The sequence below is a fragment of the Enterobacter cloacae complex sp. IR5458 genome (assembly GCF_049238025.1).
GTDB classification, from domain to species: Bacteria; Pseudomonadota; Gammaproteobacteria; order Enterobacterales; family Enterobacteriaceae; genus Enterobacter; species Enterobacter kobei.
Genome location: NZ_JBMKIF010000005.1, coordinates 131,149 through 151,729 on the forward strand (window position 1 = coordinate 131,149; position 20,581 = coordinate 151,729).

A 20,581-nucleotide genomic window follows, 5' to 3' on the forward strand; every position below is an offset into this window, starting at 1 on the left:
AAGTAGCCGTTCAGTTTGATAACGATTCGCATTATGCAGCGTACTATTTTAATCATCATTGGCTGGCTCGCGGTAGTGCTGGGTACACTGGGTGTGGTTTTACCCTTACTGCCCACCACGCCGTTTATCCTGCTGGCAGCCTGGTGCTTCGCCCGCTCGTCGCCGCGTTTTCACCACTGGCTGCTTTATCGCTCATGGTTTGGTGGCTACCTGCGCCACTGGCAAAAACACCGTGCCATGCCGCCCGGCGCGAAGCCGCGCGCGATTGCGGTGATCCTCATTACCTTTGCTATTTCATTATGGTTGGTGAAAATGATGTGGGTGCGGATCCTGCTGCTGATCATTCTGACCTGCCTGCTTATCTTCATGTGGCGGATCCCCGTGGTTGATGAAAAGCAACAAAAGCACTGAAGCCTCATAATGGCTGTTGCAATTATTGCGTACAGCCAGTAAATTCGACCGTTTTCGAGCACAGGCGCGCCTGGTTAAAGGTTAAACGATTGTTACCTTTACCCACTCCGTTGCGCGTCGTGAGTAACACTGTTTCATTTAGGCACAAACCGATGACCGCAACTGCACAGCAGCTTGAATATCTGAAAAACAGCATCAAAAGCATCCAGGACTATCCAAAACCTGGCATTCTTTTCCGTGATGTCACCAGCTTGCTGGAAGACCCGAAAGCGTATGCGCTCAGCATTGAACTGCTGGTCGAGCGTTATAAAAACGCCGGGATCACCAAAGTAGTAGGTACCGAAGCCCGTGGCTTCCTGTTTGGCGCACCGGTTGCGCTGGCAATGGGCGTGGGTTTTGTGCCGGTGCGTAAACCGCGCAAACTGCCGCGTGAAACCATCGCAGAGAGCTACGAGCTGGAGTACGGCACCGATCAGCTGGAAATCCACGTTGATGCGATCAAGCCTGGCGACAAAGTGCTGGTGGTGGACGATCTGCTGGCGACCGGCGGCACCATCGAAGCGACCATGAAGCTGATCCGTCGTCTGGGTGGTGAAGTGACCGACGCGGCGTTCATCATTAACCTGTTCGATCTCGGCGGCGAACAGCGCCTGGAAAAACAGGGCATTACCAGCTACAGCCTGGTGCCATTCCCGGGTCATTAATCCCGGTTTTCACAACCTCGCTCAATGGGTGAGGTTGTGATAGCATTCCCCTCCATAAATTCACCTTCCAGCGTTGCAGAGCCTGCCCATGAGTTATCAGGTGTTAGCCCGTAAATGGCGACCACAAACCTTTGCTGACGTTGTCGGTCAGGAGCATGTGCTGACGGCCCTGGCGAACGGCTTGTCGCTAGGTCGCATCCATCACGCCTATCTTTTCTCCGGCACCCGCGGCGTCGGTAAGACCTCAATTGCCCGTTTGCTGGCGAAAGGTCTCAACTGCGAAACCGGGATCACCGCCACGCCGTGCGGCGTGTGTGATAACTGCCGGGAGATCGAGCAGGGGCGTTTTGTCGATCTGATCGAGATCGACGCCGCCTCGCGCACGAAAGTGGAAGATACCCGCGATCTGCTGGACAACGTACAGTACGCCCCAGCGCGCGGTCGCTTCAAGGTCTACCTGATCGATGAAGTGCACATGCTGTCGCGTCACAGCTTTAACGCCCTGCTGAAAACGCTGGAAGAGCCGCCCGCGCACGTGAAATTCCTGCTGGCGACGACCGATCCGCAAAAGCTGCCGGTCACCATTCTGTCCCGCTGCCTGCAGTTCCACCTGAAGGCCCTGGACGTAGAACAGATCCGCGCCCAGCTCGAACACATTCTCGATGAAGAGAAGATCGTCCATGAGCCGCGCGCCCTGCAACTGCTGGCGCGTGCAGCGGACGGCAGCCTGCGTGATGCGTTAAGCCTGACCGACCAGGCAATTGCCAGCGGTGACGGTAAGCTCTCTACCGAAGCAGTCAGTACCATGCTCGGTACGCTGGATGACGATCAGGCGCTTTCACTCATCGAAGCGATGATTGCCGCCAACGGTGAGCGCGTCATGACGCTGGTCAATGCTGCTGCTGGCCGGGGGATTGAATGGGAAGCGCTGCTGGTTGAGATGCTCAGCCTGCTGCACCGCGTGGCGATGCTGCAGCTTTCTCCGTCGGCAATTGGCGCAGATATGGCCGCCATTGAACAGCGGATGCGTGAACTTGCCCGCACCGTGCCGCCTGCCGATGTACAGCTTTATTACCAAACCCTGCTGATTGGCCGTAAAGAGCTACCGTACGCGCCGGATCCCCGGATGGGCGTAGAAATGACGCTGCTGCGCGCGCTGGCGTTCCACCCGCGCATGCCGCTGCCGGAGCCGGAAGCGCCGCGGCAGTCTTTTGCCCCGGTCGCCCCAACGGCGGTGATGTCACCTCAGCAGGTGCCACCGCAGCCGACACCGCCGCCGCAAAACGTGCCGCTGTCGGATGCCACCAGTTCGGTGCTTGCCGCTCGCAGTCAGTTGCAGCGTGCGCAGGGAGTAACCAAACCAAAAAAGAGTGAACCGGCAGCGCCAGGAAGAGCGCGGCCGGTGAACAACGCCGCGCTTGAACGACTGGCCTCGGTAACGGAGCGCGTACAGTCGCGCCCGGCACCGTCCGCGCTCGAGCAGAAAGCCCCGGCGAAAGAAGAGGCATACCGCTGGAAGGCGACCACCGTTGTCGAAACGGTAAAGGAAGAGGTCGCTACGCCGAAAGCGCTGAAAAAGGCGCTGGAGCATGAGAAAACGCCGGAGCTTTCCGCGAAGCTCGCAGAAGAATCTATTGCCCGCGATGCCTGGGCCGCTGAGGTCAGCAAACTCCAGCTGCCGAAGCTGGTCGAGCAGGTTGCGCTGAACGCCTGGAAAGAGCAGGACGGTAATCAGGTGCGTTTACACCTGCGTCCTGGTCAGCGACACCTGAATTCGCCAGGCGCGCAAAAGGCGCTGGCCGAGGCGCTCGCCACATTGCAGGGTGCGCCGGTTGAATTGACTATCATTGAAGATGATAATCCGGCAGTGAAAACGCCGCTTGAGTGGCGCCAGGCCATTTATGAAGAGAAACTCGCGCAGGCGCGCGAGGCGATTATTGCGGATAACAACATTCAGACCCTGCGCCGGTTCTTCGACGCCGATCTGGATGAAGAGAGTATTCGCCCCATTTGATCGTGAGTCTGACTTACGGTTGTAATCCTTAAACGTGAAAGAAGAGAGAAGCCTATGTTTGGTGGAAAAGGCGGTCTGGGTGGCCTGATGAAGCAGGCTCAGCAGATGCAGGAAAAAATGCAGAAGATGCAGGAAGAGATCGCTCAGATGGAAGTCACGGGTGAATCCGGTGCCGGTCTGGTCAAGGTGACCATCAACGGTGCGCATAACTGCCGTCGCGTTGAAATCGACCCAAGCCTGCTCGAAGACGATAAAGAGATGCTGGAAGATCTGGTTGCTGCCGCGTTTAACGATGCTGCGCGCCGTATCGACGAAACCCAGAAAGAGAAAATGGCCTCTGTTTCCAGCGGTATGCAGCTGCCGCCGGGCTTTAAGATGCCATTCTGATGCAAACCAGTCCGCTGCTCACGCAGTTAATGGAAGCTCTGCGCTGCCTGCCGGGCGTTGGCCCGAAGTCGGCGCAGCGCATGGCGTTCACGCTTTTGCAGCGCGATCGCAGCGGCGGGATGCGCCTGGCGCAGGCTCTGACCCGCGCGATGTCAGAAATTGGTCACTGTGCGGATTGCCGCACCTTTACCGAGCAGGATGTGTGTAACATCTGCTCGAATCCGCGTCGTCAGGAGAACGGTCAGATTTGCGTGGTGGAGAGTCCGGCGGACATCTATGCCATCGAACAAACCGGGCAGTTTTCCGGCCGCTATTTCGTGCTGATGGGGCATCTCTCCCCGCTGGACGGTATCGGCCCGGACGATATCGGTCTTGACCGCCTTGAACAGCGTCTTGAGTCCGAAACGATTAAAGAGGTGATCCTCGCCACCAACCCAACGGTGGAAGGGGAAGCAACCGCCAACTACATCGCCGAGCTGTGCTCACAGTACGGCGTTGACGCCAGCCGCATCGCCCACGGCGTGCCGGTGGGTGGTGAGCTGGAGATGGTGGACGGCACCACGCTGTCGCACTCTCTGGCCGGGCGTCACAAGATTATTTTCTGACCAAACGGAGGCTGCGTTCGCGGCCTCCGCTTGAAATTTCTCTCCCTTATCCCCATCTCTCACTCAACGTTTTACAACCCCATTAAATGGCATTGTTGAGGTCGACTTAGATGAAAGGACAAGAAACCCGTGGTTTCCAGTCAGAAGTAAAACAGCTTCTGCACCTGATGATCCATTCCCTGTATTCCAACAAAGAAATCTTCCTGCGTGAGCTGATTTCCAACGCCTCCGATGCGGCGGACAAGCTGCGCTTCCGCGCGCTGTCTAACCCGGATCTGTACGAAGGCGACGGCGAGCTGCGCGTGCGCGTCTCTTTCAATAAAGAGAACCGTACCCTGACCATCGCTGATAACGGCATTGGGATGAACCGCGACGAGGTGATCGACCACCTCGGCACCATCGCCAAATCCGGCACTAAAGCGTTCCTTGAGTCCATGGGCTCTGACCAGGCGAAAGACAGCCAGCTGATCGGTCAGTTCGGCGTGGGCTTCTACTCAGCGTTCATCGTGGCGGACAAAGTCACCGTGCGTACTCGTGCGGCGGGCGACAGCGCGGAGAACGGCGTGCTCTGGGAATCCAAAGGCGAAGGTGAGTACACCGTTGACGACATCACCAAAGCAGACCGCGGGACTGAAATCACCCTGCACCTGCGTGAAGGGGAAGATGATTTCCTGAACGACTGGCGCGTACGCTCCATCATCAGCAAATATTCCGATCACATCGCTCTGCCGGTTGAGATTGAAAAACAGGAAGAGAAAGACGGCGAAACCGTGGTTTCCTGGGAGAAAATCAACAAGGCGCAGGCGCTGTGGACGCGCAACAAGTCTGAAATTAAAGACGACGAATATAACGAGTTCTACAAGCACATCGCCCACGACTTTACCGACCCGCTGACCTGGAGCCACAACCGCGTGGAAGGGAAGCAGGAGTACACCAGCCTGCTGTACATCCCGGCGCAGGCCCCATGGGATATGTGGAACCGCGATCACAAGCACGGCCTGAAGCTGTACGTGCAGCGCGTCTTCATCATGGACGACGCCGAGCAGTTCATGCCGAACTACCTGCGCTTCGTGCGCGGTCTGATCGATTCCAACGATCTGCCGCTCAACGTCTCCCGTGAGATCCTGCAGGACAGCACCGTCACCCGTAACTTGCGCAACGCCCTGACCAAACGTGCGCTACAGATGCTGGAAAAACTGGCGAAAGACGATGCGGAAAAATACCAGACCTTCTGGAAACAGTTTGGCCTGGTGCTGAAGGAAGGCCCGGCAGAAGACACCGCGAACGTTGAAACCATTGCTAAGCTGCTGCGCTTCGCCTCCACGCACACCGACTCCTCCGCGCAGACCGTGTCGCTGGAAGAGTACGTCTCCCGCATGAAAGAAGGGCAGGAGAAGATCTACTACATCACCGCCGACAGCTACGCGGCGGCGAAGAGCAGCCCGCACCTGGAGCTGTTGCGCAAGAAAGGCATCGAAGTGCTGCTGCTGTCTGACCGCATCGACGAGTGGATGATGAACTACCTGACCGAGTTCGACGGTAAAGCGTTCCAGTCGGTTGCAAAAGCCGATGAGTCCATCGACAAGCTGGCGGATGAGGTAGATGAAAGCGCGAAAGAAGCCGAGAAGGCGCTGGAGCCGTTCGTTGAGCGCGTGAAAACCCTGCTGGGTGACCGTGTGAAAGAGGTACGTTTCACTCACCGTCTGACCGATACCCCGGCCATTGTCACGACCGATGCCGACGAAATGAGCACTCAGATGGCGAAGCTGTTCGCTGCGGCGGGCCAGGCGGTGCCGGAAGTGAAATATATCTTTGAGCTTAATCCGGATCATCCGCTGGTGAAACGCGCGGCGGATACCCAGGACGAAGCACGCTTTGCCGAGTGGGTTGAGCTGCTGCTGGATCAGTCCCTGCTGGCCGAGCGCGGCACGCTGGAAGACCCTAACCTGTTCATTAAACGTGTGAATGCGCTGCTTCTGGCGTAACTGACCACGCCTCCCCTGGTCTTCTCCCTCTCCCCGTGGGAGAGGGCCGGGGTGAGGGCCCCAGACTGCACTCACCCAAATTATCTCCCCCCGTTAACCGTTTCAGCCTTCCCGCCTTCCTTGAGCGATGTCCGTTCTGGTGGTATTGTTTAGCGCTTTTGAAAAATTGAAACGACATTTGAGGGGATTTTCGCAATGCGTATTATTCTGCTTGGCGCTCCGGGCGCGGGTAAAGGAACTCAGGCTCAGTTCATCATGGAGAAATACGGTATTCCGCAAATCTCCACCGGTGACATGCTGCGCGCCGCTGTAAAATCTGGCTCCGAGCTGGGTAAACAAGCGAAAGACATCATGGACGCAGGCAAGCTGGTAACCGACGAGCTGGTTATTGCGCTGGTCAAAGAGCGCATTGCTCAGGAAGATTGCCGTAACGGTTTCCTGCTGGACGGCTTCCCACGCACCATTCCTCAGGCTGATGCCATGAAAGAAGCGGGCATCAACGTGGACTACGTTCTCGAGTTCGACGTACCGGACGAGCTGATCGTTGACCGTATCGTTGGCCGTCGCGTACACGCTGCTTCTGGCCGCGTTTACCACATCAAATTCAACCCGCCTAAGGTTGAAGGTAAAGACGACGTGACCGGCGAAGAGCTGACCACCCGTAAAGACGATCAGGAAGAGACCGTGCGTAAACGCCTGGTGGAATACCATCAGATGACCGCGCCGCTGATCGGCTACTACACCAAAGAAGCGCAGGCGGGTAACACCAAATACGCCAAAGTCGACGGCACCAAAGCCGTGGCTGACGTACGTGCAGAGCTGGAAAAAATCCTCGGCTAATCGCGCGCCTCTCACCCGGGTCCCCGGGTGAGAAATATTCTCACCTTACCTATTACAGCAATGGGTTTCGTTTAAACGCATTTCCGCTACAATTGACAACCTATCAAATGGTTAAGAGGCGTGAATGAGTCAGGCGAAAACCGGCATCCTGCTTGCCAATCTGGGCACTCCAGAAGCACCTACATCAGACGCGGTAAAACGCTACCTGCGACAATTTTTAAGCGACACGCGCGTTGTGGATTTCCCGAGACTGCTGTGGTGGCCGCTGCTGCGTGGCGTGATTCTGCCGATTCGTTCTCCGCGCGTCGCCAAACTCTATCAGTCCGTCTGGATGGAGGAGGGCTCGCCGCTGATGGTCTACAGTCGTCGTCAGGAAAAAGCGCTGGCCGCCCGCCTGCCGGATATGCCCGTCGCGCTCGGCATGAGCTACGGAAAGCCGTCCCTGGAAAGCGCGGTGGAATCACTGCTGGCGCAGGGCGTGGACCATATCGTCGTGCTGGCGCTCTACCCGCAATACTCCTGCTCGACGGTGGCCGCCGTCTGGGACGAGCTGGCGCGCATTCTGGCGACCCGTCGCCGCATTCCTGGCGTGACCTTTATTCGCGATTACGCCGATAACGATCTCTACATCAAGGCGCTTGCCAACAGCGCGCGCGCATCGTTTGAAAAGCACGGCGAGCCGGATCTGCTGCTGCTCTCCTATCATGGGATCCCACAGCGTTTCGCCAACGAAGGGGATGATTATCCGCAGCGCTGCCGCGATACTACCCGTGAGCTGGTTTCCGCCCTCGGCCTGCCGCCGGAAAAAGTGATGATGACCTTCCAGTCGCGCTTCGGTCGCGAGCCGTGGCTGACGCCGTATACCGATGAAACCCTCAAAATGCTTGGCGAGAAGGGGGTTAAGCACATTCAGGTGATGTCGCCAGGCTTCTCGGCGGACTGCCTGGAAACCCTGGAGGAGATCGCGGTGCAAAACCGGGAATTTTTCCTTGAGGCTGGCGGCGAAAAGTACGAGTACATTCCGGCGCTTAACGACTCGCCTGAACATATTGACATGATGGTCTCGCTGGTGACGAACAGCCGCTGATCGCACTCCAGGCCGGGTTTGTGCTACCATTCCCGGCCCATATTCTTCATACAGTTCAGACCATGAAATTTCCCGGTAAACGTAAATCCAAACACTACTTTCCCGTTGATGCGCGCGATCCGCTCCTGCAGCAAATCCAGCCTGAAAATGAAACCAGCGCCGCCTGGGTCGTTGGTATCGACCAGACGCTGGTGGACATTGAAGCGAAAGTGGATGATGAGTTTGTCGCCCGTTATGGTCTGAGCGCCGGTCATTCCCTGGTGATCGAAGACGACGTTGCCGAAGCGCTGTACCAGGAGCTGGTGCGTGAAAATCTCATTACCCATCAGTTTGCCGGGGGGACCATCGGTAACACTATGCACAACTACTCCGTGCTGGCCGATGACCGCTCGGTACTGCTCGGCGTGATGTGCAGTAACATTGAAATCGGTGGTTATGCCTACCGCTATTTGTGCAACACCTCCAGCCGTACCGATCTGAACTATCTTCAGGGCGTTAACGGGCCGATTGGCCGCTGCTTCACGCTGATCGGCGAATCCGGGGAGCGTACGTTTGCCATCAGCCCTGGCCATATGAATAAGCTGCGCGCCGAGAGTATTCCTGAAGAGGTGATTGCGGGTGCCTCTGCGCTGGTATTGACCTCCTATCTGGTACGCTGCAAGCCGGGCGAGCCGATGCCGGAAGCGACCATGAAAGCGATCGAGTACGCGAAAAAGTACGACGTGCCGGTGGTTCTCACGCTGGGCACCAAATTCGTGATTGCCGATAACCCCGAGTGGTGGCAGGCGTTCCTGAAAGAGCACGTCTCAATTCTGGCGATGAACGAAGAAGAGGCCGAAGCGCTCACCGGTGAGAGCGATCCGCTGCTGGCCTCTGACAAAGCGCTGGACTGGGTGGATCTGGTGCTTTGCACTGCCGGCCCCGTCGGGCTCTATATGGCGGGCTTTACGGAAGAAGAGAGCAAACGCAAAACCCAGCACCCGTTGCTCCCTGGCGCGATTGCCGAGTTCAACCAGTACGAGTTCAGCCGCGGTATGCGCCATAAAGATTGCCTCAACCCGCTGCGTATCTACTCCCACATTGCGCCTTATATGGGCGGACCGGAGAAGATCATGAACACCAACGGGGCGGGTGACGGCGCGCTGGCAGCACTGCTGCACGACATTACCGCCAATGCCTACCACAAAACCAACGTACCCAACTCCAGCAAACACAAGTTCAACTGGCTGACCTATTCGTCGCTGGCGCAGGTGTGTAAGTACGCGAACCGCGTGAGCTATCAGGTGCTGAACCAGCATTCACCGCGCTTAACGCGTGGCCTGCCGGAACGGGAAGACAGCCTCGAAGAGGCTTATTGGGACAGGTAAAAGCAAAACGGCAACCCTGTTGCCGTTTTTAGTGTTTGTCCCCTCTCCCCGTGGGAGAGGGCCAGGGTGAGGGCATCAGACCGCACAAGGTAAAAGCAAAACGGCAACGCCCGTTGCCGTTTTTAGTGTTTGTTCCCTCTCCCCGTGGGAGAGGGTCAGGGTGAGGGCATCAGACCGCAAAAATCTTACCCCGTAGCAGCCTCTTCAACCGGCGGTTTCGCCAGCAGCGTCAGCATCGTGTTCGCAATCTCACGTTCGCCCATCACTACCTTATCCGCACCGCGCTCGGTGATGTACTCCACCTCATCGTCATAATGCGCCCGGGCGATAATCTCAATATTGGGGCATTTCTCACGCGCGGTGGCTACAATCTCGCCCGCTTCATAGCCATTCGGAATAGTCAGCAGCAGCCAGCGCGCGCAGTCCAGATGCGCCAGCGCCATAATCTCCTCGTTGGCCGCATTGCCCAGCACCGCACGAATACCACGCTCGCGCAGTTCATCAACGCGGGTGCGTGAGGTTTCAATCACCACCAGCGGAATGCCCTGCGCCATCAGCTTCTCACCGAGCAGGCTGCCCACGCGACCAAAGCCGACCAGCAGCGCATGGTTGCAGATATCCACCGGGATCTGCTTCTCCTCTTCGATGGCTTCTTCCAGCGTCTGCTCTTCCAGCGTTTCGGTTTTATCGAGGTATTTTTCCAGCAGGGCAAACAGGACCGGGTTCAGCATAATCGACAGAATTGCCCCCGCCAGCACCAGATTCTGCCCGGCCTGGGGCAGCAGGTTCAGAGCCATACCCAGACCCGCGAGGATAAAGGCGAACTCACCAATCTGCGCCAGGCTGGCGGCAATCGTCAGCGCCGTACGCGGGGAGTGGCCGAACATCCGCACCAGGAAGAAGGCGGCGAGCGACTTACCGAAGATAATGATCGCCAGCGTGCCCAGCACGGCCAGCGGCTGCTGAACCAGAATCATCGGATCAAACAGCATGCCGACGGAGACAAAGAACAGCACGGCGAAGGCATCACGCAGGGGCAGGGTGTCATGCGCGGCGCGGTGGCTCAGCTCAGACTCGTTCAGCACCATTCCGGCGAAGAACGCGCCCAGGGCAAAGGAGACGTCGAACAGTTCAACAGCGCCAAAAGCGATCCCCAGCGCCAGCGCCAGCACGGAAAGCGTAAACAGCTCGCGGGAGCCGGTCGCCGCGCTGCGGGACAGGATCCACGGCACCAGACGACGGCCCACCAGCATCATGATGGCGATAAACGCCACCACTTTACCGATGGTGATACTCATATCCAGCGCCAGCGAGGCGAAGCCGATGTTGTCTTTTTCCATCATTCCGGCGACGGCAGGCAACAGCACCAGCGTCAGCACCATCACCAGATCTTCCACAATCAGCCAGCCTATCGCGATTTGCCCGCGCTGGCTGTCTATCAGCTGTCTCTCTTCAAGCGCGCGCAGCAGCACCACGGTACTGGCGGTTGAGAGACACAGCCCAAATACGATACCGGTCATCAACGACCAGCCCAGCACGGCCGAAAGCGCCATCCCCAGCAGCGTCGCCACCCCTATCTGGGCGATCGCGCCAGGTATGGCGATCGACTTTACCGCCATCAGGTCCTTCAGGGAAAAGTGCAGGCCAACACCAAACATCAGCAGAATCACGCCTAATTCCGCCAGCTCAGGCGCCAGCTTGGTATCCGCGACAAAACCTGGCGTAAACGGTCCCGCCAGAACCCCCGCTAATAAATAGCCGACAAGAGGAGAAATACGCAGTTTATTGGCAATCATGCCAAGGATAAAAGCGAGCACAAGTCCACCAACAATGGTGGTGATAAGCGGTGTGGCGTGGTGCATTCCGTCTCCTTTCGCGGTGAGTGTTCCATTTTTGGCGTGAATACCAAAAGACCAGGTAATAGTTTATGACAATTTTTGCCCTTATGTTTATGAATAATTGTTGAAGTTTGAATAAAACGGCAATATGCGCGTAAAAAAGCGCATATTGATAAATTCAGGTCAGGGATGGAGAGGAAACCCTTATGGCATAAGGGTGGCAGGTAGCCAAAGTTTTACTTTGGCTACCTGTAATTCACGCTTTGTGACGATTATCAGGCAGGAATATGGTCAACATCCCCAGAAGTGGCAGGAAAGCGCAGATTTTATAAACCAGGAAGATGCTGGTGTGATCCGCGACCATCCCCAACACCGCTGCACCAAGCCCGCCCATACCGAAGGCGAAACCGAAAAAGAGTCCGGAAACCATACCGATACGGCCCGGTAACAGCTCCTGGGCATAGACCAGAATGGCGGAAAATGCCGAGGCGAGGATAAAACCAATGATCACGGTTAAAATGCCCGTCCATTCGAGGCTGGCATACGGCAAAATAAGGGTAAACGGCGCGACACCGAGGATAGAGCCCCAAATAACATATTTCCGGCCAATCTTATCACCCACCGGCCCGCCAATAACCGTTCCGGCAGCAACCGCGAACAGGAAGGCAAACAGGTGGATTTGCGCATTTTGTACCGATAATCCGAATTTTTGCATCAGATAAAAGGTGTAATAGCTGCTGATGCTTGCCATGTAGAAGTATTTCGAGAAAATCAGCACCAGCAGTACGGAAACCGCCAGAATGACCTTATTTCGGGGCAGGGGATTGATAACCTTCGCTTTAGGTTTCCCCTTATTTACGCGATGCTGAGCGGCATACCAGCGGCTGATCTGCGCCAGCACGATAATCGCCAGCAGTGCGGCCAGCACAAACCACGCCACATTCCCTTTGCCATACGGGGCGATAATCACCGCCGCCAGCAAGGGGCCGAGGGAGCTGCCAAAGTTACCGCCGACCTGGAAAAGTGACTGCGCCAGCCCGTGACGGCCGCCGGAGGCCATACGCGCCACGCGTGAGGACTCAGGGTGGAAGACGGACGACCCGGTACCCACCAGCGCGGCAGCAATCAACACCGCCTCAAAGCTGCCAGCCATCGCCAGCAATACCAGACCGCTCAGGGTAAAGCACATGCCAATCGGCAGCGACCACGGCATCGGGTATTTGTCCGTCCAGTAGCCCACCACCGGTTGCAGCAGCGAGGAAGCCAGCTGGAAGGTGAGGGTGATCATCCCGATCTGCACGAAAGTTAACGAAAACTCGGACTGCAGCAGCGGATAAATTGCCAGAATCAACGACTGGATCATGTCGTTGAGCAGGTGCGAAAGACTGATTGCGCCTAATACCTTAAAAGAGGTGCGCGATTTTGGCGGCGACGCCGGGGTTGATTCGCTAATTGCCATAAATACCACGTTGTTTTGTTATTAGAGATGCAGGGTGTAATTATTATCCGACTAACATACCCGCCCGGGACATTTGAAGAAAGTCGCAATTCTGAAAACTTATTTGTCTATTATTGTGAGTCACTGTAATTTTTGCCTTTGTCTATTGGTCAGGGAGAGAGAAGATGAAGTTAATGAAGCGGGGCGTCGCGCTGGCGCTCATCGCCGCATGGGGTCTGGTAAGCCTGCCCGCGCAGGCGTATGAAAAAGATAAAACCTATAAAATCACCATCCTGCATACCAACGATCATCATGGTCATTTCTGGCGCAGTGAATATGGCGAATATGGTCTATCGGCGCAAAAAACGCTGGTGGACGGCATTCGCAAAGAGGTGGCAGCCCAGGGCGGCAGCGTGCTGTTGCTCTCAGGCGGTGATATTAATACCGGCGTGCCGGAATCTGATTTACAGGATGCCGAGCCGGATTTCCGTGGCATGAATCTGATTGGCTACGACGCGATGGCCGTCGGTAACCATGAGTTTGATAACCCGCTGACGGTGCTGCGTCAGCAGGAAAAATGGGCCAAATTCCCCTTCCTCTCCGCCAACATTTACCAGAAAAGCACCGGCGAACGGCTGTTCAAACCCTGGGCGCTGTTTAAGCGTCAGGATTTGAAGATCGCAGTCATTGGCTTAACCACCGACGATACGGCAAAAATCGGCAATCCCGAGTTCTTTACGGATATTGAATTCCGCAAACCGGCAGACGAAGCGAAGCTGGTGATTCAGGAACTGCAGCAGAACGAAAAGCCGGACGTGATTATCGCCACCACGCACATGGGGCACTACGACAACGGTGAGCACGGCTCCAATGCACCCGGCGACGTGGAGATGGCGCGCAGCCTGCCTGCAGGGTCACTGGCCATGATTGTGGGGGGGCACTCACAGGATCCGGTGTGCATGGCATCGGAGAATAAAAAACAGGTGGATTACGTGCCGGGCACGCCGTGTGCGCCGGACCGTCAGAACGGTATCTGGATTGTGCAGGCCCACGAATGGGGTAAATACGTGGGCCGGGCGGACTTTGAGTTCCGTAACGGCGAGATGAAACTGGTGCACTACCAGCTCATTCCGGTCAACCTGAAGAAGAAAGTGACCTACCCGGACGGGAAAAGTGAGCGCGTACTTTACACGCCAGAGATCGCTGAGAACACGCAGATGCTCTCCCTGCTGACACCGTTCCAGAATAAAGGCAAAGCGCAGCTGGACGTGAAAATCGGCACGCTGAATGGTCGTCTGGAGGGGGACCGCAGTAAAGTCCGCTTCGTGCAGACCAACATGGGACACCTGGTGCTGGCGGCGCAAATGGCGCGCACCGGTGCTGATTTTGGCGTAATGAGCGGGGGCGGCATTCGTGACTCTATTGAAGGCGGAAATATCACCTACAAGGATGTCCTGAAGGTGCAGCCGTTTGGTAACGTAGTGGTCTATGCCGACATGACCGGCAAAGAGGCGATTGACTACCTGACCGCCGTCGCGCAGATGAAGCCGGATTCCGGGGCCTATCCGCAGTTTGCCAACGTCAGCTTTGTGGCAAAAGACGGCAAACTGAATGATCTGAAGATCAAAGGCGAACCGGTCGACCCGGCAAAAACCTACCGTCTGGCGACGTTGAGCTTTAACGCCACCGGCGGCGACGGTTATCCGCATATTGATAATAAACCGGGCTATGTGAATACCGGCTTTATTGATGCGGAAGTGCTGAAGCAGTACATCGAGCAGAATTCACCGATTGACGTGAACGCGTATGAGCCGAAGGGTGAGGTGAGCTGGCAGTAGTGTTGTGCGGCCTGATGCCCTCACCCCAACCCTCTCCCACCGGGAGAGGGCGCAAACACAAAAAACGGTAACGCATGTTACCGTTTTGCTTTTACCTCGTAGCCGCCACCCGGCTTTTTCTTTCACTCCCGGCGCGCAATATCCGCAAACTTCGCGTCCAGCATTTTCGCCAGATCGCCCGCCGCCAGCTCGATATCCAGCCCGCGTTTGCCGCCTGAAATATAGATCGTGTCAAATTCCTGCGAAGGGGCATCAATCAGCGTCGGCAGGCGTTTTTTCTGCCCCAGCGGGCTAATCCCGCCCACCAGGTAGCCGGTGGTCCGTTGCGCAACCATCGGATCTGCCATATCCACCTTTTTCGCCCCCAGCGCCTTCGCCACTTTCTTGAGATCGAGCTGTCCGGCGACGGGCGTGACCGCCACGGCGAGATGTTTCATATCGCCGTTCACCGCAACCAGCAGCGTTTTATAGACCTGGTCAGCGTTCAGCCCCAATTTGCGCACCACTTCGTCGCCAAAGTTGGTTTCATTCGGATCGTGATCGTAAGTGTGGATCCGGAAAGAAATGTTGTTTTTTTCGAGTAATTTAACGGCGGGAGTCATAGCTATCCTTCTTACGACAGACAAATCATGCCAACAGCATACGCCTGACGTTTGTCTAAAAAATAGCACCATCTTGCGCAATAGTATTGGCAGTGATGGTCACTTTGAGCGACAATCGGCTCAACCGAAGGTCTCCTTCGGCATAATAAAAACGATGAAATTCCTCTTTGACGGGCCAATAGAGATATTGGCCATTTTTTTATTTCAGCAGCGACGGCAAATTCCCTTCTCCGTACAAATGTAACGCCCCGACCGCAACCACGTATTCCCCGGCAGGTAATGCATGCAGCGTCTCTCGCCAGGCATTGTTGCGCGCATTCATCAGCACATCATACAGCGATTCGCTGAACGTTGACGGCAGCGCCAGCTTTCCGTCTGCTGGCGGCGCATCCAGCCACCAGCCAATCATGGTTTGCAGCAGACGTGCGTTGGTGTGCCAGTGGGTCAGCGTATCATCCAGCAGCATGCGGCCGTCGTCCGGAAGCTGACGCAGGAGCGCAATTTGGCTGTCCGTTCCTTCCAGTTCAATGATGGGCAGATTGTGCGCTCTTGCCAGATTGAGCAGTTGGTAATCAATACCGTAGTCACCGCGCAGACCCAGTCGCTGCGCCTGCGTGGCCTGTAGCACCATCGCAATTTGCCAGAGTGGCAGGGCGTCAATCATAGAGAGCGACACGCCGGTTTCTTCGGCGACGCGCGTCAGTTCCGCCAGTTGGGCTTCGTCCAGACGTTCCGCCAGGGTCAGATCGCTTTCAAGCCCGGCAAATGGTGACTCCTGGCCCGAAATATCCGCCTCGACGACCAGCGCGTCGGCGCGCTTCAGCCGTTTTATCAGACCGGGGGGCAGAGGTGACATATCCTGAGTACCCATATGGATGCTGCCGACCAGATGCAGGTGCTGACCGCCGGGCAGGGAGATATCCAGGCCGGGCCACGCATAACGGCGGGGAAAGAGGGCGCGAAACGAGGTTTTTATACGATTAAACAGGCTCATACGCGCTCCATAAACGGAAAGGTTCATGCTAGCGCGTACGAGAACAAGGTTCAATCTTTCGGTTTAAAGCGCAACAGGCGGTTGGCATTACTCACCACGGTGATGGAGGAGAGCGCCATTGCCGCACCTGCAACCACCGGGTTAAGCAGCGTGCCGGTCAGCGGCCACAAAATGCCGGCGGCAATTGGAATACCGAGCGAGTTATAGATAAATGCCCCCAGCAGGTTCTGCTTCATGTTGCGCAACGTGGCTTTCGAAATGGCCAGCGCATCGGCAACGCCCATCAGGCTGTGGCGCATCAACGTGATGGCGGCGGTTTCAATGGCAACATCGCTCCCGCCCCCCATGGCGATACCGACGTCTGCCTGGGCCAGCGCCGGGGCATCGTTGATGCCGTCGCCCACCATCGCCACCTGACGTCCCTGGCGTTGCAGGTTCTTAATCGCATCCGCTTTGCCATCCGGCAGAACGCCTGCAATGACTTCATCAATACCGGCTTCTTTCGCAATAGCGTTTGCCGTCGTCGGGTTGTCCCCGGTCAGCATCACCAGGCGATAGCCCGCGCGGTGCAGACGCGCCAGGGCATCCACGCTGTCCTGACGAAGTGGATCGCGCACGGCCAGCAGGGCAGCGGTTTTGCCATCCACCGCCAGCAGAACCGGGGTTGCCCCCTGAGATGCCTGCGCTTTCAGTTCGCTTTCCAGCGCCGCGGTATCAATACCATTATCATTGAGTAATGCCTGGTTACCCAGCAGCAGCGTATGCCCCTCGGCTTCACCGCTGACACCGAGCCCGCGCAGCGTACGGAAGTTACTGACCTGCGGCAGGGCCGCAGCATTCGCTTTCTCGAGAATGGCGCGCGCCAGCGGGTGGCTGGAGCCTTGCTCCAGCGCGGCGGCGAGACGCAGCGCGTCCTCCTGCGCGATGCCTGCGGTGTTCACGGCCACAACCTGCGGTTTCCCCTCGGTCAGCGTGCCGGTTTTATCAAACACCAGCGTATCCAGCGTACTGGCCCGCTGCAGTGCGTCCGCATCCCTGACCAGCACGCCAAACTCGGCGGCACGGCCTACGCCGGAGATAATGGACATCGGCGTGGCCAGGCCAAGCGCGCATGGGCAGGCAATAATCAGCACCGTGGTGGCAATCACCAGGGTGTAGACAATCTGTGGCGCAGGGCCGAAGAAATACCAGATCGCCGCGCTCAGCAGGGCAATACCGACCACCACCGGCACAAAAATGGCCGAGATTCGGTCAGCAAGCTGGCCAATCTCCGGCTTGCTGCTCTGGGCCTGGCGCACCATTCGGATAATACGCGACAGCGTAGTATGGCTACCAACCGCACTGGCGGTGAACAGCACGCTGCCGTCCTGAACGACCGTGCCGGCATGGACGGCATCGCCGTCGGATTTCTGCTGAGGGATGGGTTCCCCGGTCAGCATCGCTTCATCCAGCCAGGCTTCACCCTGGGTTATCGTGCCGTCAACGGGCACGCGATCGCCGGTGGTCAAACGCAGCGTCATGCCGGGCTGCACTTCCGCCAGCGGGACGCTTTTTTCCCCCTCATCCGTGACCACGCGGGCCGTCGGTGGGGTTAAATCGAGTAATCGTTCCAGCGCTTTGGAGGAGCGCTGACGGGCGCGGGCTTCCAGCATATGGCCTAAGTTAATCAGGCCGATAATCATCGCGCTCGCTTCATAATAGAGATGACGCGCTTCCATCGGGAACCACTGCGGCCAGACGTTAACGCTCATTGAATAGAGCCACGCCGCGCCGGTACCGAGTGCGACCAGCGTATCCATCGTCGCGGTGCGGTTTTTCAGGCTCTTCCAGGCGCTGGTATAGAAATGGCCGCCTGCAAACACCATGACCGCAAGGGTAATCAGACCAATCACCAGCCACAGCGTGCGGTTGTCGGCGGTGACCATCATGTTGTCACCCATCATGCCCCACACCATCACCGGGATCCCCACCAGCAGGGCGACAATCGCCTGCCAGCGGAAGCGCTTCATGGTGGCGATAGCCGTTTCCTGCTGGCGCTCGCGGCGTTCGACATCATCTTCGATGGCCTCTGCGCCGTAGCCCGCTTTCTCCACGGCCTGCACTAACTCTGCGGCGGAGGCACTGCCCATCACCAGCGCAGTACGCTCCGCAAGGTTTACCCGTGCCTGTGCGACGCCCGGTACCGCCTGTAAGGCATTCTGTACCCGGGAGACGCAGCTGGCGCAGCTCATACCGTTGATCAGCAGCTGTTGGCTGTCATCAATATCATCCGCTGCCGGAAGCTCAGGAGTGGCCGCTGTCAGTGCTTCCGACGGGGATGATGACTCTGCCAGCGGTTTAGCCTTTGGGTGGCTCAGCTCCGCCCCATAACCCGCTTGTTTAATGGTATCGATCAGCGCATCCGCGCTGGCGCTGCCGGTCACGGCGGCATGGTCGATAGTCACCTCAGCGCTTTCAACATCAGGACGCTGTTCCAGGCTTTCTTTAACGCGTTTGACACAGTGGCCGCAGGAGAGGCCGTCCAGCGTCAGGTCAATAGTGTGAGACATAACAAAACTCCCGTATAATGAACTGGTCAGTTGTTGACCGGAGTAACGCTTTTCGCTAACTGTTATGAAGGTTAAACCTTCCATCAAGGGGAAGGTCAAGGGGGAAATGTGAATATCAGTGACGTGGCAAAAAAAACCGGCTTAACCAGCAAAGCCATTCGCTTTTATGAAGAGAAAGGGCTGGTAACGCCGCCGTTGCGCAGTGAAAACGGCTACCGCAGCTACACGCAACGGCATCTTGATGAACTGACGTTACTGCGCCAGGCAAGGCAGGTGGGGTTTAACCTGGAAGAGTGCGGCGAGCTGGTAAACCTGTTTAACGATCCGAAGCGCCACAGTGCCGACGTGAAAAAACGCACGCTGGAAAAAGTGGCGGAGATCGAACGCCATATCATCGAATTACAGTCGATGCGTGAACAGCTGTTACAGCTGGCGGATTCCTGTCCGGGTGATGACAGCGCCGACTGCCCGATTATCGACAATCTTGCCGGCTGCTGCCACCGCAAAACCCACGCTTAACAGGCTTTTACCCGCAGGGTAATGCCTTCTACCGCAATGACCTCAACCCGTGTTCCGGCGCTGAGGTCGTCGTCGGCCACCACCGGCCACGAGCTGTCACCTACGCGCATATGCCCGCGCCCGTTCACCAGCGGGGTGTCGAGCGTAAAACGCTTGCCGACGATCTGCTGTCCGCGCTGGTTAAGGTGGGCATCCAGCGGTTTCTGTTCGCTTACCTGTCGGTTCAGCCAGCGCCACCACAGCCAGGCGGCCACCAGCGTCAGCACGGCAAACAGCGCCCCCTGCCATGCCCAGTCAAGCGGCAGAAGCCAGACGACCAGGCCGGTAATGACCGCGGCAACACCGCTCCACAGCAGGTAACCGTTGCCGCCCAGCATCTCGGCGGCCAGCAGTAAGCCACCGAGGCTTAGCCAGAACGCATGAGGATGTGCGACGATCAGTTCAATCATTTTTTACGCTCGTTTCCGCTGTCTTTAATCAGTTCGGCAATCCCTGCGATAGAGCCCATCAGGCTGCTGGCATCCAGCGGCATCATCACCACTTTGCTGTTGTTCGCGGAGCCGATCTCTTTCAGTGCATCGGTATATTTTTGCGCGACGAAGTAGTTCACGGCCTGGATATCACCGGCGGCAATCGCCTCGGATACCATCTGGGTCGCGCGGGCTTCCGCCTCTGCAGAACGTTCACGCGCTTCTGCCTGTAAGAATGCGGACTGACGATCGCCTTCCGCTTTCAGGATCTGCGACTGTTTTTCCCCTTCCGCTTTGAGGATTTCGGCCTGACGCACCCCCTCGGCTTCCAGAATATAGGCACGCTTGGTTCGCTCAGCCTTCATCTGGGCGTTCATGGAGGCGATCAGTTCTGCCGGCGGGCGCACGTCGCGGATCTCGATACGGGTGACTTTGATCCCCCACGGGTTCGTGGCCTCATCGACAATGTGCAGCAGGCGGGTATTGATGCTGTCGCGCTGGGAGAGCATCTCGTCCAGCTCCATCGAGCCAAGCACGGTACGGATGTTGGTCATCGTCAGGTTAACGATCGCCAGCTCCAGGTTGCTCACCTCATAGGCCGCTTTCGGCGCATCAATCACCTGAATAAAGCAGACGGCATCAATGGTAACGTTGGCGTTATCCTTGGAGATCACTTCCTGAGAAGGGATATCCAGCACCTGTTCCATCATGTTGATCTTGCGACCGATGCGGTCCATGAACGGGACAATCAGGCTCAAGCCAGGCTGTAGCGTGTTGGTATAGCGGCCGAAGCGTTCGACGGTCCACTGATAACCCTGAGGGACAATTTTGACGCCTGCGCCGACGATAACCAGCGCAACGAAGATAAGGACAGGAACAACGATGAGCATAAAAACCTCCTGTTTTGCATGCTATGGCAGAAATGAAATCACT

Annotated in this window: 18 protein-coding genes and 1 other annotated feature; of the genes, 11 read left to right on the plus strand and 7 right to left on the minus strand. The window is 57.1% G+C overall.

Annotated elements, in window-relative coordinates:
• Window positions 1–33 precede the first annotated feature (33 nt).
• From ACOTYN_RS05930 to ACOTYN_RS05970, 9 genes are all read left to right on the plus strand, one after another.
• The gene (locus ACOTYN_RS05930; RefSeq protein WP_023332251.1) at window positions 34–411 is read left to right on the plus strand and encodes a DUF454 family protein; all 378 of its coding nucleotides are present in this window, start codon (window positions 34–36) and stop codon (window positions 409–411) included.
• 152 nt (window positions 412–563) lie between these two features.
• Window positions 564–1,115 (plus strand): adenine phosphoribosyltransferase, encoded by a 552-nt coding sequence (apt, locus tag ACOTYN_RS05935; protein WP_088126528.1) that lies wholly within the window; start codon window positions 564–566, stop codon window positions 1,113–1,115.
• Window positions 1,116–1,203: 88 nt separating this feature from the next.
• The gene (gene dnaX, locus ACOTYN_RS05940) at window positions 1,204–3,129 is read left to right on the plus strand and encodes a DNA polymerase III subunit gamma/tau (RefSeq protein ID WP_014882810.1); all 1,926 of its coding nucleotides are present in this window, start codon (window positions 1,204–1,206) and stop codon (window positions 3,127–3,129) included.
• Window positions 2,459–2,523: a sequence feature (DnaX frameshifting element), on the plus strand. Its footprint overlaps the gene before it by 65 nt.
• 54 nt (window positions 3,130–3,183) lie before the next feature.
• On the plus strand, window positions 3,184–3,516 hold the full coding sequence (locus tag ACOTYN_RS05945) for a YbaB/EbfC family nucleoid-associated protein (protein ID WP_014882811.1): 333 nt from the start codon (window positions 3,184–3,186) through the stop codon (window positions 3,514–3,516).
• Window positions 3,516–4,121 carry a recombination mediator RecR gene (gene recR, locus ACOTYN_RS05950; RefSeq protein WP_014882812.1) on the plus strand — a complete coding sequence of 202 codons (606 nt, stop codon included), beginning with the start codon at window positions 3,516–3,518 and terminating at the stop codon, window positions 4,119–4,121. Before ACOTYN_RS05945 ends, recR begins: the two co-directional genes overlap by 1 nt.
• Before the next feature lie 110 nt (window positions 4,122–4,231).
• Window positions 4,232–6,106, plus strand: coding sequence for a molecular chaperone HtpG (gene htpG / locus ACOTYN_RS05955; RefSeq protein WP_023332254.1), 1,875 nt, complete (start codon window positions 4,232–4,234; stop codon window positions 6,104–6,106).
• A 195-nt stretch (window positions 6,107–6,301) separates the two neighbouring features.
• On the plus strand, window positions 6,302–6,946 hold the full coding sequence (adk, locus tag ACOTYN_RS05960) for an adenylate kinase (protein ID WP_006809841.1): 645 nt from the start codon (window positions 6,302–6,304) through the stop codon (window positions 6,944–6,946).
• Window positions 6,947–7,070: 124 nt separating this feature from the next.
• A complete protein-coding gene (hemH, locus tag ACOTYN_RS05965; RefSeq protein ID WP_014882814.1) occupies window positions 7,071–8,033 on the plus strand; it encodes a ferrochelatase in 963 nt (320 codons plus the stop codon).
• A gap of 62 nt (window positions 8,034–8,095) precedes the next feature.
• Entirely contained in the window at window positions 8,096–9,400 is a 1,305-nt protein-coding gene (locus tag ACOTYN_RS05970; RefSeq protein ID WP_023338126.1) for an inosine/guanosine kinase, read from the plus strand.
• A 185-nt stretch (window positions 9,401–9,585) separates the two neighbouring features.
• Here ACOTYN_RS05970 and ybaL read toward each other — a convergent pair whose 3' ends face one another.
• Both ybaL and ACOTYN_RS05980 read right to left on the minus strand, forming a co-directional pair.
• Complete coding sequence (gene ybaL / locus ACOTYN_RS05975; protein WP_023336830.1) at window positions 9,586–11,262, minus strand: YbaL family putative K(+) efflux transporter; 1,677 nt, start codon at window positions 11,260–11,262, stop codon at window positions 9,586–9,588.
• A gap of 232 nt (window positions 11,263–11,494) precedes the next feature.
• A complete protein-coding gene (locus tag ACOTYN_RS05980) occupies window positions 11,495–12,697 on the minus strand; it encodes an MFS transporter (protein ID WP_023332256.1) in 1,203 nt (400 codons plus the stop codon).
• A gap of 164 nt (window positions 12,698–12,861) precedes the next feature.
• Between ACOTYN_RS05980 and ushA the strand changes: the two genes are divergently transcribed.
• Window positions 12,862–14,514 (plus strand): bifunctional UDP-sugar hydrolase/5'-nucleotidase UshA, encoded by a 1,653-nt coding sequence (ushA, locus tag ACOTYN_RS05985; protein ID WP_071922529.1) that lies wholly within the window; start codon window positions 12,862–12,864, stop codon window positions 14,512–14,514.
• 122 nt (window positions 14,515–14,636) lie between these two features.
• Here ushA and ybaK read toward each other — a convergent pair whose 3' ends face one another.
• The 3 genes from ybaK to copA all read right to left on the minus strand — a co-directional run bounded on the left by ybaK (window position 14,637) and on the right by copA (window position 18,659).
• Window positions 14,637–15,116 (minus strand): Cys-tRNA(Pro)/Cys-tRNA(Cys) deacylase YbaK, encoded by a 480-nt coding sequence (ybaK, locus tag ACOTYN_RS05990; RefSeq protein WP_023332257.1) that lies wholly within the window; start codon window positions 15,114–15,116, stop codon window positions 14,637–14,639.
• Window positions 15,117–15,315: 199 nt separating this feature from the next.
• Window positions 15,316–16,110, minus strand: coding sequence for a TraB/GumN family protein (locus ACOTYN_RS05995; protein ID WP_063943361.1), 795 nt, complete (start codon window positions 16,108–16,110; stop codon window positions 15,316–15,318).
• Window positions 16,111–16,160: 50 nt separating this feature from the next.
• Window positions 16,161–18,659 carry a copper-exporting P-type ATPase CopA gene (gene copA / locus ACOTYN_RS06000; RefSeq protein ID WP_063943363.1) on the minus strand — a complete coding sequence of 833 codons (2,499 nt, stop codon included), beginning with the start codon at window positions 18,657–18,659 and terminating at the stop codon, window positions 16,161–16,163.
• A 108-nt stretch (window positions 18,660–18,767) separates the two neighbouring features.
• On the opposite strand from copA, the gene cueR reads away from it, so the two are divergent.
• Complete coding sequence (gene cueR / locus ACOTYN_RS06005) at window positions 18,768–19,178, plus strand: Cu(I)-responsive transcriptional regulator (protein WP_014882822.1); 411 nt, start codon at window positions 18,768–18,770, stop codon at window positions 19,176–19,178.
• Here cueR and ACOTYN_RS06010 read toward each other — a convergent pair.
• A complete protein-coding gene (locus ACOTYN_RS06010; RefSeq protein WP_023332259.1) occupies window positions 19,175–19,627 on the minus strand; it encodes an NfeD family protein in 453 nt (150 codons plus the stop codon). The two genes, cueR and ACOTYN_RS06010, sit on opposite strands and share 4 nt — an antisense overlap.
• Window positions 19,624–20,538 (minus strand): SPFH domain-containing protein, encoded by a 915-nt coding sequence (locus ACOTYN_RS06015; protein WP_008499312.1) that lies wholly within the window; start codon window positions 20,536–20,538, stop codon window positions 19,624–19,626. Before ACOTYN_RS06015 ends, ACOTYN_RS06010 begins: the two co-directional genes overlap by 4 nt.
• Window positions 20,539–20,581: the final 43 nt, after the last annotated feature.